Genomic DNA, 12,065 nt, shown 5'->3' on the forward strand with positions numbered 1-12,065 from the left:
GGGGTGTTCTCGGGCCAAATGCTTGGGGATTGGTCGCAGCGAGTTTGATGCGGATACGGATACGACACAAAGCAATGCGCTAACTTAAGTCATGCCCTCCATTCCTTAAAGTCAACTCGTTTGCGGTCCCACCCTTTCGCTGAACCTGCTATGGCTTTCGACTCATTACGCTAGTGGTTGAAAAACAGTACTGAGTCGGTTGGTGTTTATTCCAAAAGCACTTGCTATATGATACGGTATCGGCTGCATTTGACCCCAGAAGAACGCCAGACCCTGGAAGGCTGGCAAAAGAAATACAAAAGCCATTCGCCCAAACTGCAACGAATTCAGATTCTGTTGAATAGCGACGAACAGACTGGCCGCCGGCCGGCGGCCGACCTAGCCGCCGTGCTGGGTGTCTGTACCCGAACCGTCGAACGGGTGCGCCGCCAGTTCTGCGAAGAAGGGATGGCCCTGTTTGAGCCGAAGCCGCGTAAAACGCGTTCGGACAAGAAGATAGATGGGCGGGTGGAAGCCCATTTACTGGCCCTGCTCTGCCAGACCCCGCCCGACGAGCAGCCCCGCTGGCAGCTCCAGTTGCTGGCCGACCAGCTGGTCGAACTCCAAGTGGTCGAACATATCTCGACCACGATGGTGGCGCGGCTGCTAAAAAAAACGAACTCAAGCCGTTCAACGGCCCGCAGCAGTGGGTGATTCCGGCGGAGCAGAGCGCTTCTTTTGTCTGTCAGATGGAGCAGGTACTCGACCTCTACGAGCAACCCTATGACGCAGACTATCCGGTCGTTTGCCTGGACGAGTCGCCCAAGCAACTACTGGATTACGAAACGTTTATCACCTCTACCGGCCAGCGCTGCCGCGATTCGGAATACGTGCGCCGGGGCGTGGTGGAGTTATTCGTGGCCACGGAGCCCTTACGGGGCTGGCGCTGCCTGACGGTCGAGGCCGACCACAAAGCCGCCACCTGGGTGCAGTTTGTGGCCCGGCAGATGGACTCGACCTACCGCGAGGCCAAGAAGGTGCACTGGGTCATGGATAACCTGCGTACGCACAAGCGCAGCTTTTTCTACGCCCACTTTCCGCCTGCCGTGGCCCAGGCCTATCTGCGACGGATGGACATCACCTACACCCCGGCCCACGGCTCCTGGCTGAACATGGCCGAAATCGAATTCTCCGTCCTTAGTCGCCAGGTCCTCGACCAGCCGTTCACCTCCAGCGAGCAGGTCCGCCACGTGGTAGAACAGTGGCAAGACCGCCAGAATGCGCGGCCTAAGCCCCGCAACTGGCAGTTCAAAACGGCCGACGCTCGCATCAAACTAGCTAAATTATACCCGACTAGCTAATGTTTTTCAACCAGTAGTAGCCAAAGGCGACTAAAGGGGCGTTGGGAGCAGCCAGCTACTGGATACCGGTTCTACCAGGGCGGTCCGGTACTTGGTGGCTGGCCGCTTTGCGTTCGGGGGTTCGAGCAGCGCGTTCTAATTCGCTGGGGTTAGCTTGTCGAGGCGCGCGCGCATCTGCGGCGCGCTGCCGCCCGGGTTCGTGCCTCCGGCTTGGGCTGGGGGAAGTGCGCCGCCGCTGTGCGGATTTGCTGGGCCGGCAGCGGCGGAAGCCATTTTTATCTGATAATCAGTCTGTTTACTACAAACAGCAAGTCTCCCATTACTTGGATAAAAGGTTCAGACGGGTGAGTCTTCGCAGGGCATTTCAAGAAGTGTGAGCTCATTATTAGCCGGGTCAATCAGGGAGAGGTGACCGGGGCCGGCCGCCACTATCCGACCCTGGTTTTCGCCCGGTACCCGCGGGCGGTACTCGAACCGCTGCCGGGCGGCAGCAGCAGATTCAACCGGGAGAATGTGCGCCCCGGGCCGGGCCTTTTCAGAAAATACCAGCGTCTCGGTGCCGGACAACCGAAGCGTCGGTAGGTCAGCTTGCATGGCGTCCGGCGGCAGGTTGAGGATGTCAATGTACCAGCGCAGAGAGGCCAGTAGGTCGGGGGCGAAAATGAACCGAATGGCCATGAGCGAAAAGAAGAAATGGTAACAACCAGGAAAAGCCAGCCCGGCCGGCCTCCTATCCTGCCTGCGCCTCGTGCTGCCGCCGCAGGGGCACGTCCAGCAGCATGGGCACCCCCTGAATGAGGGCCAGCACCACGTACTGGTAGCCCTCCAGCATCTCGTGGTTGACCAGCAGCAGACCCGCCCCGACCAGGTTGAGCAAGGCGGCCCCAGCGTACAGCCGCTTGCGGGAACTGCCTTCCACCACAGCGGCTGTGTAGGCAAAGCCGACTGCGCCGAACAGGAACCACAGCGTGTGAAAGCTGAAGGGCATCAGCGCCTTGGATTCGGCGGCGTGGACCCCAAAGTTTTCGGCCGTGGCCAGCACCGTGGCCCCGGCCCACACCCAGACCAGAGCGTTGGCCCGGCGGCCCAATAGCAGCGACAAAGCCACCGGCACGAGCATGGCCCCGGTCCAAGTCCAGAGGATGGCGGCGTGGCCCTCCTCCAGGGTGCGGCCGAAGTATTCGGTGAGCAGGTAGGCCCCTGTGACGGTGAGCCCCCACCACAGCAGCAGGGATTGACGAGTAAGCTTCATGCAAAGACAGTTAGGATAAAAACGGTTTACTGGCCGGCCCCGCGGGCCGGCCAGGCAGTGTTAAAACGCGTGCTGGAAGCCCAGCGTGGCCGTAAACCTGTCGGCGTCGGTGCCCAGGCCAGCAGCTGCACCGAGACTAAGAACCATCCGCGGATTCATCTGGCGGCGGATGCCGGCTTCGAGGGATGAGCCCATTTCGCCACGGAAGCGGCGCTGCTCGCGCACGAAATCCACGACCAGCGACGACTGCGGCGCGATGCGCGTGGAGTAGCCCACCAGTAGGGCGAAACGGTCGGGGCGCTCCTCCTTCAGCTGGCCGCTTTCGGCCTGCACGCCGGGCTGACTGTTGTGGAAGTACGCCACGTTGAGGTGCAGGCGGTTGAGGCTGTGAAACAGGCTTTTGGTGAGGATAAAGCGGCCGTTGTAGTCGGTGCCTTCGCTGCGCAGACCAGTGGGTAGCGTGAGGGCCCCGGCCAGGGCCACGGCGGGCAGGTACTTGCCCTCGGTGTTGAAGTTGTAGAGGCCCGACACCTGCACGTTGCCGCTGCCCGAGCGGTCGCCGTTGCCCGAGTAGATGGGGACGGCCACGGCCAGCTGCGTGTTACGGAAAGGGCCAAATTCAAGGGTAGGCGTGTACTGCACCAGGTTGTCGCCCTGTCGGCTGCGCTGGTAGCGCACGGGCAGCTGGAACTCGCGGTTGCCGTAGGCCGTGGGGTAGGCGTCTTCGAGACGGGTGGGCAGGCCGGCATCAAGGTTAATCTGGTCGGACTGGGCGTGGGCCCGCGGGGCCAGGCCCAACAGGCAGAGCGTTGCCAACAGCAGGCCGCGCAGGGTAATTGACGTATTCATAAGAAGATGAATCGGGAGATGAAATGAAAAACGGCTCCGGTACTAGCGGGCCAGCGGGGCCAGCGTGGGCTCCTGGCTCATGTCGAGCGGCGGCGCATCGGGCATCGAGCCGTGCTTTTCCTGCCAGCCCTTGAGCATCACGTCGCGCATCATTTCGGGCGTTTGGCCGGGTTCCAGCGCGCCGGGCATCATTTTCATGTCCGGCATCAGCAGCAGCATGGCTTCCTGGAGCGAGCCACCCAGCTCGCCGGGTTCGAGGCCCGGCCGCATCTTCATCTGGAACTGCGCCATCATCTTCTCGTGCATCTCCGGGGCCAGGTTGGGCATCATCAGGGGCATCATCTCCGTCATCATCTCCATCATGATGCGCGACATTTCTCCCTCCGGGCTTTTCATCCAGTCGTAGTACACACGCGGGTCCAGGTCGGGGTGAGGAATGGGAAACTTGCGCACGTACTGCTCGTCGCCCGGCTGGTAGCCCATGGCCTTGATGACGCGGTACAGCTCGTCGCGCTTCTGCGCCTCGGTCCACTTATCGTAGCTCAAAATGTCGTAGGCAATGCCGTGGAGCATGTGCAGGTTGTCGAAGATGTTGGCCGATTCGGGCGACATGCGCGAGTAGCGCGGCATCACCTCCCGGCTCAGCACCATGCGCTGGGGCCGGTCCTTGAAGACCTGGTCGAACATCACCCGGTTCATCTCCTTGATGGCCGCCTCCTGTCCGCCGGGGGCGTTGCCGGCAATCATCTGGCACTCGTAGGCCGCCGGGTGCCACCAGTGGGCCACGTAGGCTTCGTTGTTCGACTTGGGGTAGTAATTGCGGTAGTACGTGAAGTAGGGCTTCATCATCACCGCCGCCCGCCGCATGGTGATGTCGAGCGGGGCCACCGAGCGGGCCACGTCCGGGTTTTTGGCCAGGTAGTACTTTACGGCCCGGTCGGTGTATGCTTTCTTTTTGTCCCACGGCACCCGCGTGCTGGCCATAATGTCGTAGGTCTGCTCATGGTGCATGTGCGTCCAGTCGATGACCCGGTAGAGCTTCCAGGCCACGCGGGCTACGTAGGGGCCGTAGAGCTCCATGGTGGGGCCGACCGCCGACCGCTTGTTCTTGACAAAGTCAAAAACCTGCTGGTCAAATTCCGTATCCATCCGTGCCCGGTCGCTGGGCGGGGTGAGCAGCGTCACATCGTGCTCTTTGCCGTGGTGAAAATGGAAGCCCGCCGAGTAGGCTTCCGACTCGCCGTGGCGGCGGAAGAACGCGGCGTTGTAGGGGCCCCGCAGGTAGCTGACTTCCTTGCGGGGTTCAGTCGTGGTGTGGCTGGCCGAGCACGCGGCCAGTAGCAGCAGCAGTCCCGCCCCGGCAGTAAGTTTTAGTAGCATGATGATGAAAGGATTAATCCTGGGCCTGTGAAGGCGATTGGTTGGAACGAGTCAGGCTTACGGCCGTGACGTGAGGTAGGTTAGTCACGGTTTCCGCGGGTTGTTGCATAATTCCGGGTACCCTTCAGCTTACCTGTTGCCAGCTATAAAACAAAAAACGCCCGGTATTACCGGGCGTTTTTTGTTGCTGAAACGACGGGCTTAGGCCGCCTGAATCTTGAAACCGGCTTTTTCAACGGCCTGCACGACTTGCTCCGCCGTGAGCCTATCGGAGCTGACGGTGAGAAGCTTATCGGGATTAGCGGTATCTACCTGCCAGTTGCCGGCTCCGGCCTGCTGGTTGAGGGCGGGCGTAACAGACTTGATACAGCCGCCGCAGTTGATGTTGGTTTTGAATTGAAGCGTTTTCATGACGAATGGAGTTAGCGGGACCAACGACGGTCCGGGTAAATAGAACGTACCAAGCGGCAGCCAGGTGCTACCAAAGGAGTACAGAATTGCGCGCACAGCGCGCACCGGTAGCCTACGACTGGCCGTGCACCGCCCCCGGCCCGTTGCGGCGGCTGGTATTCCCGGCCGCATGGGCGATAGCGCAAAACCTGTTGCGCGCTGCCAAATGGCGACTGTCCAGGTACAAGAGTTGCCATGGGGCTCGGATGCCCCTGATTGAGCGGGCGTGTTTAGGATTTTGAAAAGACGAAAAAGAACCTTGTGCTGAGTATTTAAGTAAACGCTAAGTAAATGCAATGCTGGCCCACCTACTGCCCGGCGGGCAGCGGCCGCATCCACAACCCCGACATGAGAATTAACCCCTTACTCTTTTTTCTACTGCTGCTGCTGCTCACGGTCCGGCCGGCCCGGGCCCAGACGGATACGACCGTGTATCGCCTGACTCTGCGGCAGGAGCCGGTAGTGAAGGCCGGTAAAACCGTGCCGGGCATGACCGTCAACGGCGGGATTCCCGGGCCTACTATTCGGTTCAAAGAGGGCGACTACGCCATCATTTACGTCAAGAATGAAATGAACGTGCCGACGTCGGTGCACTGGCACGGGATACTGGCACCCAATTTTTACGACGGCGTGCCCTACCTCAATACGCCGCCCATCGGGCCGGGGCAGGTGCAGAAATATGCGTTTCCGATTAAGCAGTCCGGCACCTACTGGTACCACTCGCACACCCTGCTGCAGGAGCAGAGCGGCGTGTACGGCTCCATCGTCATTGCGCCCCGGCAGGAGCGCCTCACCTACGACAAGGAGCTGGTGCTCCTGCTCTCGGACTGGACGAACCAGAAGCCGGCCAACGTCCTGCGCTTCCTCAAGCGGGGCACCGAGTGGTACAATATCCGCAAGGGGACGGCCACGCCGCTCAACCGCGTGATTGCCCGCGGGGCCTTCGGGGCGCAGCTCAACTTCTGGAAGCAGCGCATGGAGAGCTTCGGCATGGCCGACATCTACTACGACGCCTTCCTGGTAAACGGCCAGCCGGTGCAACAGTATCCGGACTTCAAGCCGGGTGAGAAGGTACGCCTGCGCATCATTAACGGGGCGACGTCGACGCAGTTCTGGCTGACGTTCGGGGGCGAAGACCCGCTGCTGGTGGCGGCCGACGGGCAGGAAGTGGTGCCGGTGCCGCACAACAAAACCTTCATTGCCGTGGCCGAAACCTACGATTACCTGGTCACGATTCCGCCCACCGGCAAGCTCGAGTTTCGGGCGATGGCGCAGGACGGCTCGGGCACCACTTCGGCTTACCTGGGCACGGGCCCGGTGGTGGCCGCCCCGGTGCTGCCCCGGCCCGACAAAATCGCGCTCATGCAGCAGATGGCTAAAATGGACATGCGCATGGGCGCGCCCGCGCTCAGGTTTCGCCCTAACCACGTCGACCCTGAGCAGATAAAAGCCAACTGGGGAATGCAGATGGGTAAGTCGGGTAAAGATGGAAAAATGGGCGATATGCAGATGGGCGGCGATAAGCCAATGGCCGGCACGGCGATGGATGGCATGAAGAAGATGGATGGCATGAAAATGCCCGCCGACACGGCCCACGCCGGGCCCGATAAGCCGATGAGCGGTATGAAAATGGGCGCCGATAAGCCAATGGCCGGAATGAAGATGGGCGGCATGGATATGTTCGCCGAGTACAACTACGATTACTTGCGGGCTACGCAGAAAACGGCCTACGCCGACAGCCTGCCCGTGCGTAATGTCCTGCTCAACCTCACCGGCAACATGCAGCGCTACATCTGGAGCATGAACGGCGTACCCCTGTCGGAGGCGGATGAAATTCCCATCCGGGTCAACCAGATTACCCGCATTACCTACAACAACCTGACGATGATGCACCACCCCATGCACCTGCACGGGCACTTTTTTCGGGTCATCAACGCCAACGGCGAATACTCGCCCCTGAAGCACACGGTGGACGTGCCGCCCATGAAGCAGGTCGTTATCGAGGTGCTGGGCAACGAGTCGGGCGACTGGTTTCTGCACTGCCACGTCCTCTACCACCTGGTGAGCGGGATGGGCCGCATCGTGAGCTACGACACGCCCCGCGACCCGCGTCTGAAAAACTACCCGGTGAGTAAGTTGGTGCACGAAACCAACCGGTACTACACCTGGGGCCGCCTCGGCGTGGCCTCGCACATGAGCTCGCTGAACCTGGTGTCGTCCAACATCCGCAATCAGTTCAACCTGAGCGTAGAGAACGGCTGGAACCGCAACATGGAATCGGAGGTCACCTACGAGCGCTACCTCTACGACTACTTCCGCGTGTTTGGGGGCGTGAACGTGGAGAACTTCCGGCAGCGGCTGCCCGCCCCGCTCACCGAGCCGGGGGCCGGGGGCCGGATGGTCACCAAAACCGATGCCAAGGCCGTGGTCGGGGTCCGCTTCCTGACGCCCTACCTGTTCAGCCTCGATGCCCGCATCGATAATCAGTTGCGGCCCCGCCTGAGCCTGGGCCGGAGCATTATGGTGATGCCGCGGCTCCTCGTGTCCGGCTATTATGAATACCAGGCCGACTTTGGGTGGGTGAATACGCTGGACAACAACCGCCGCTTTGCCAAAGAAATCGTGTGGCGTACCGGGGCCGAATACCTGCTCTCGCGCAACTTCTCATTGATGGGCAGCTACGACAACCGCTTTGGCGGCGGCGGCGGTCTGAACCTACTTTTTTAATCCCTTAGGACTTGCGCAGTTGAAATTTCAACCATAATTCCAGCGTCTGAGAGCTGTTATTCTTGATTCTATTTTGCTTGTAGGAAAAGCCGAAAGTGACTTTAGGCGCTCTGGAGCCGCTTTGGAAATTTCAACTGCGTAAGTCCTGTGTTTGAGGGTATTGTAGTCCCATAATTATCCCCCACGAAATCACTCCGTCCCCATGGTAAACGACTCCCGCTACCTGTTGCTGCTGGGAATGCTGGCTTGCACCGGAGTCTTTGCCGGGCTGCTCTACCTGGTTAAATTCTCGCTGGGCCAGTCGGTAGCCGAGCCGGGTAAGGACGTGCCCGCCGAAAGCGGCCGGCTGGCCGTGGAGCCCGCCTGGGTGCGGTACCACGTTCACTACTACGGCTTTGCCCTGCTCTTTCTGTGCTTCGATATGGAAATGGCCTTCATGTATCCGTGGGCGGTCGTGTACAAGGAGTTGGGCATCACGGCCCTGCTGGACATGGGCGTTTTCCTGCTGATTTTATTCCTCGGCTTGGTGTATACCTGGAACCAGGGCGGACTGAAACGGCAATAGCATGGTAGATAAGCTTCTATCTGGTGCCCGGCTGGGCCTGTTGAGTCCGCTGAAGAAGTGGCTGCTGGGCGCTGGCGCGTCGGTGCTACGGGTGCTGGTAGTGCCAGGGCCGGACGTGGCGCGTGCCCTGGGCCTGGACCTGGGCGCGGCCAGCCTGGAAACGGCCGCCACCCCCAACGCCGCCGACGTGCTGCTGGTACTGGGGCCGCTCCCCACCCAACTGGCCGAGCAAGCCGCCGTACTCTTCGCCCAGATGCCCCGGCCCCGCCTGTTGGTATTCGCTGGCCTGGAGGTCGCCCCGCCGCTACCCGCCCCCGACGTGGTGATTCCACTTAATCAGGCCGGGCTGCAGCAGCTCGGCCCGGCCGTCCGCCAGCAGTTAGCGGCGCACGGCTGGCGCCCCGACGCCCGGCCCTACGAGCCGGCGTTCATCCGGCAGGCCGAAGAGCAGAAGCCCCCGCCGGACGCCCACGCCCATCATCACAGCCCCCCTTCGCCGGCCGCGGAATCGAAGCCAACCGAACCGGCCCCGCCCGAACACGGGGCGCACGCGCACCATACCATGCACGGCCAGCCCCCCATGCCGGCCCCGGTGGTCGCGCAGGAGCCCCCGGCAGCGGGAGCCGGGCAGCACGCGCACCATGCTTCCGACCAGCCCAGCCCCACGCCCGCCCCACCGGCCGCCGACCAGTCTGACCCGACCGGGCACCACCACATGGCCGGCATGGATGTGAGCGGTGAGGGAAAAAGTAAAAAAGCAGAAGAGACGATGGCGGGCGATATGAATATGGCTGACCATCAGCCAAAGATGGATATGGGTGCGCACGACATGGGTGCGCCCGATATGGACATGGCCGACATGAGCGGTAAGATGGCTACGAAGCAGGGCGACATGGACATGCCCGGTGGCGATATGGCCGGCATGGATATGCCCGGTGGAGATATGGCCGGCATGGATATGCCCGGTGGAGATATGGCCGGCATGGATATGCCCGGTGGAGATATGGCCGGCATGGATATGCCCGGTGGAGATATGGCCGGGATGGATATGGGCTTTATGTCGATGGTAGCCATGACCAAGGACCTGCCCCGCAGCGCCGACGGGCTGCCGATGGAGGCGACGGAAGTTGCGTTCGGCCCCTTCTTTCCCGGCCTGCCCGGTGGCTTGCAGCTACACCTGCACCTGGACGGCGACACGGTGACGAAGGCCCAGCTGGTGCCCGGCTTGGCTGCTCCTGACTACCCGTTGTTACCCATGCCGGCGGCGCAGTTCGCCGAGTGGCTGGCGGGCCACGACCGGCTGGCCCCGGCGGCTTACCTCGTACTGGCGCACTGCGCCCTGCGCCAGGCCCTGGGGCAGCCGGCTCCGGCAGCGGCGCAACGCTGGCAGGTCAGCCAACTGGAACAGACCCGCCTCGCCAGTCACCTCAACTGGCTGGTGGGCTTCGGCCTGACGATTGGCAACCACTGGCTACAACAGTCTGCGGAGCGGCTGCACGGACGCATCGTGCGGGGAACGGCCGCGCCGGATGAGCTACCCGACTTTGTGCGGCGGGTTAAGCAGCTGCCGCTGCTGCGGCAGAGCCTGACGCCGGTCGGGACGCTGCCCGAACTGCTCCTGCACCACTGTCGGGGGCCGGTAGCCCGGGCCGCCGGCTTGGCCCACGATGCCCGCCTGACCGACCCCGCCTACCAGCCGCTGGGCTTTGCGTCGCTGGTAATCAACGAGAACAATGCCTGGGGCCGGCTGCTCGTCCGCCTCGACGAGCTGACGCAGAGCCAGCAGCTGCTCCGCGCGGTTCAAGCCGACCAGGCCGGCTCGGCCGCCGCCCCGCTACTAACCGACCTGGCCGGTACCGGGCAAGGTAGCGCCACCGTGGAAACGCCCCGCGGCACGGCCACCCTGACCATTCAGGTGCAGGAGGGCAAAGTGGTCAGCGCGGTGCTGCACCGGCCCTCCGTGCCGCACGCGGCCCTGGTCCGGGCCGGGGTGCGGGAACTGGAGCTGGGCGACGCGTTAAAGACCATTGCCTCCCTGGACATCTCGCCCTGGGAGCTGACCCACGACCCGGCCGCCGATGGAAAATAACAACACCCTTCCAACTACGTTGCTGGTCGGGCTGCTCTTCGCGGGCGGCGTGTACGCGCTGGCCGTGCTCGAATACTGGTCGGTGGCCGGGCGACTGGCCTGGGCCCGGCCGGTGCGACTGGCGCTGAAGCTGCTGGCGCGCGAGGAAATCAAGCCCCGCCAGCGGGATGCCGTATTCTACGAAACTGCGCCCGTGCTGCTGCTGGCCGCTGGCACGCTGGCGGCCGCGGTGCTGCCCTGGTCGGCCAGCACGCCGCTGCTGAGCCTGGCCACCGGGGCCCTGTTCGTCAACGCCGCGTTTGCCTACGCGATGGTGGCGCTGGTGCTGGGCGGCTGGTCGAGCAACGGCGCGTACGCCATGATAGGGGGCTGGCGCTTCCTGGGCCAGCTACTGGCCTACTCCATGCCGATGGTGATGGCCCTGACGGCCACCGTGATGCGGGCCGAGTCGATGGTGCCGGTGCAGATTGTGCTTTCCCAGCGCGGCTTATGGAACATCGTCTACCAGCCGGTTGGCTTCGGCCTGTTCTACCTGGCGGCGCTGGCGCTGGCCTTCCTACCCCCCTTCGACTTGCCCGTGGCGGCCGGCGAGCTGGCCGGCGGGGCCTGGGCCGACTTCACGGGGGCCCGGCGGCTGGTGCTCCGGCTCGGGCGCCTGAGCCTGGTGATGAGCTTGGCCGTTACCATCACCGTCTTTTACCTGGGCGGCTGGCAGGGCCCCGGGCTGCCGGGCGTGGTCTGGACGCTTCTGAAAACGCTGCTGGTCGCGGCCTCCTTTTTCGGGGTCGGCCACTACGTTTCCCGGGTTCGGTACGACCTGCTGCTGGAGTGGAGCTGGAAGTACGCCACGCCGGCCGCGCTTTTGAATATTCTGTGGGTTGGAATTCTACTACTGCTATGAACGCGCTGCAACTATTTTTTCTGGCCGGGTTTGGGCTGGCTGCCGTCTGGTTTGGCTGGCGGGTGTTCCGCACCCACTCGATGGTGCGCTCGGCCATGTCGCTGCTGGCCTGCATGGTGGCGCTGGGAGCCATGTTTCTGGTGTTGCAGGCCGAGTTTCTGGGCGTGCTGCAAATCATGATGATGGCGGCCGAGATGAGCATCATGGCCTTCTTCATGATGATGTTTATGATGGACCCCGGCGGGCTGGGCAACATGAACATGACGCACCAGCAGAAGCCCGCCACGGCCCTTAGCGCGGCGGTGGCGGCCCTGCTGCTGGCCCTGCTGCTAAGCACCAACTGGCCCGCGCCGCTCGCGCAGGTGCCCACCGCCACCCAGCAGAACCACGATTTGGGCATCGAGCTGATGACCCGCTCCATGATGATTTTTGAAACCGCCGGCACCACCATTCTGGTGGCCATGATTGCCGCCGCGGCGACCGCCCTCGTTTATCCCCCGCAACCCGACTGA

Annotated in this window: 12 protein-coding genes; 7 read left to right on the forward strand and 5 right to left on the reverse strand. The window is 62.6% G+C overall.

Features of this window, described 5'->3' with window-relative positions:
- Positions 1 to 249: 249 nt before the first annotated feature.
- Positions 250 to 693, forward strand: a complete 444-nt coding sequence (locus DDQ68_RS23380) for a helix-turn-helix domain-containing protein (protein WP_211320155.1) — start codon at positions 250 to 252, stop codon at positions 691 to 693.
- A gap of 35 nt (positions 694 to 728) precedes the next feature.
- Positions 729 to 1,340, forward strand: coding sequence for an IS630 family transposase (locus tag DDQ68_RS23385; RefSeq protein ID WP_245897320.1), 612 nt, complete (start codon positions 729 to 731; stop codon positions 1,338 to 1,340).
- Between the two features lie 336 nt (positions 1,341 to 1,676).
- Here DDQ68_RS23385 and DDQ68_RS05235 read toward each other — a convergent pair whose 3' ends face one another.
- The 5 genes from DDQ68_RS05235 to DDQ68_RS05255 all read right to left on the reverse strand — a co-directional run bounded on the left by DDQ68_RS05235 (position 1,677) and on the right by DDQ68_RS05255 (position 5,232).
- Positions 1,677 to 2,018: a hypothetical protein gene (locus tag DDQ68_RS05235; RefSeq protein WP_109655365.1), complete on the reverse strand. Its 342-nt coding sequence runs from the start codon at positions 2,016 to 2,018 to the stop codon at positions 1,677 to 1,679.
- 52 nt (positions 2,019 to 2,070) lie between these two features.
- Complete coding sequence (locus tag DDQ68_RS05240; RefSeq protein ID WP_109655366.1) at positions 2,071 to 2,592, reverse strand: hypothetical protein; 522 nt, start codon at positions 2,590 to 2,592, stop codon at positions 2,071 to 2,073.
- Positions 2,593 to 2,652: 60 nt separating this feature from the next.
- Positions 2,653 to 3,441, reverse strand: a complete 789-nt coding sequence (locus tag DDQ68_RS05245; RefSeq protein ID WP_109655367.1) for a transporter — start codon at positions 3,439 to 3,441, stop codon at positions 2,653 to 2,655.
- A gap of 42 nt (positions 3,442 to 3,483) precedes the next feature.
- Positions 3,484 to 4,821: a hypothetical protein gene (locus DDQ68_RS05250; protein ID WP_109655368.1), complete on the reverse strand. Its 1,338-nt coding sequence runs from the start codon at positions 4,819 to 4,821 to the stop codon at positions 3,484 to 3,486.
- A 201-nt stretch (positions 4,822 to 5,022) separates the two neighbouring features.
- Positions 5,023 to 5,232, reverse strand: coding sequence for a heavy-metal-associated domain-containing protein (locus DDQ68_RS05255; RefSeq protein ID WP_109655369.1), 210 nt, complete (start codon positions 5,230 to 5,232; stop codon positions 5,023 to 5,025).
- Between the two features lie 387 nt (positions 5,233 to 5,619).
- Here DDQ68_RS05255 and DDQ68_RS05260 point away from each other — a divergent pair, with 387 nt between their 5' ends.
- The 5 genes from DDQ68_RS05260 (at position 5,620) to DDQ68_RS05280 (ending at position 12,065) form a co-directional block, all read left to right on the forward strand.
- A complete protein-coding gene (locus tag DDQ68_RS05260) occupies positions 5,620 to 7,998 on the forward strand; it encodes a multicopper oxidase domain-containing protein (RefSeq protein ID WP_109658320.1) in 2,379 nt (792 codons plus the stop codon).
- Positions 7,999 to 8,200: 202 nt separating this feature from the next.
- Positions 8,201 to 8,563 carry an NADH-quinone oxidoreductase subunit A gene (locus DDQ68_RS05265; RefSeq protein ID WP_109655370.1) on the forward strand — a complete coding sequence of 121 codons (363 nt, stop codon included), beginning with the start codon at positions 8,201 to 8,203 and terminating at the stop codon, positions 8,561 to 8,563.
- Position 8,564: 1 nt separating this feature from the next.
- The gene (locus DDQ68_RS05270; RefSeq protein WP_109655371.1) at positions 8,565 to 10,652 is read left to right on the forward strand and encodes an NADH-quinone oxidoreductase subunit D-related protein; all 2,088 of its coding nucleotides are present in this window, start codon (positions 8,565 to 8,567) and stop codon (positions 10,650 to 10,652) included.
- Positions 10,642 to 11,553, forward strand: a complete 912-nt coding sequence (locus DDQ68_RS05275) for a complex I subunit 1 family protein (RefSeq protein ID WP_109655372.1) — start codon at positions 10,642 to 10,644, stop codon at positions 11,551 to 11,553. Before DDQ68_RS05270 ends, DDQ68_RS05275 begins: the two co-directional genes overlap by 11 nt.
- Positions 11,550 to 12,065 carry an NADH-quinone oxidoreductase subunit J family protein gene (locus DDQ68_RS05280; protein ID WP_109655373.1) on the forward strand — a complete coding sequence of 172 codons (516 nt, stop codon included), beginning with the start codon at positions 11,550 to 11,552 and terminating at the stop codon, positions 12,063 to 12,065. The genes DDQ68_RS05275 and DDQ68_RS05280 overlap by 4 nt, the downstream gene beginning before the upstream one ends.

This window comes from Hymenobacter nivis (assembly GCF_003149515.1).
Taxonomy (GTDB): Bacteria; Bacteroidota; Bacteroidia; order Cytophagales; family Hymenobacteraceae; genus Hymenobacter; species Hymenobacter nivis.

Coding starts and splice junctions, on each gene's coding strand:
- DDQ68_RS23385 (WP_245897320.1), top strand. CDS start 729: ATGGAGCAGGTACTCGACCTCTACGAGCAACCCTATGACGCAGACTAT.
- DDQ68_RS05235 (WP_109655365.1), bottom strand. CDS start 2,018: ATGGCCATTCGGTTCATTTTCGCCCCCGACCTACTGGCCTCTCTGCGC.
- DDQ68_RS05240 (WP_109655366.1), bottom strand. CDS start 2,592: ATGAAGCTTACTCGTCAATCCCTGCTGCTGTGGTGGGGGCTCACCGTC.
- DDQ68_RS05245 (WP_109655367.1), bottom strand. CDS start 3,441: ATGAATACGTCAATTACCCTGCGCGGCCTGCTGTTGGCAACGCTCTGC.
- DDQ68_RS05250 (WP_109655368.1), bottom strand. CDS start 4,821: ATGCTACTAAAACTTACTGCCGGGGCGGGACTGCTGCTGCTACTGGCC.
- DDQ68_RS05255 (WP_109655369.1), bottom strand. CDS start 5,232: ATGAAAACGCTTCAATTCAAAACCAACATCAACTGCGGCGGCTGTATC.
- DDQ68_RS05260 (WP_109658320.1), top strand. CDS start 5,620: ATGAGAATTAACCCCTTACTCTTTTTTCTACTGCTGCTGCTGCTCACG.
- DDQ68_RS05265 (WP_109655370.1), top strand. CDS start 8,201: ATGGTAAACGACTCCCGCTACCTGTTGCTGCTGGGAATGCTGGCTTGC.
- DDQ68_RS05270 (WP_109655371.1), top strand. CDS start 8,565: ATGGTAGATAAGCTTCTATCTGGTGCCCGGCTGGGCCTGTTGAGTCCG.
- DDQ68_RS05275 (WP_109655372.1), top strand. CDS start 10,642: ATGGAAAATAACAACACCCTTCCAACTACGTTGCTGGTCGGGCTGCTC.
- DDQ68_RS05280 (WP_109655373.1), top strand. CDS start 11,550: ATGAACGCGCTGCAACTATTTTTTCTGGCCGGGTTTGGGCTGGCTGCC.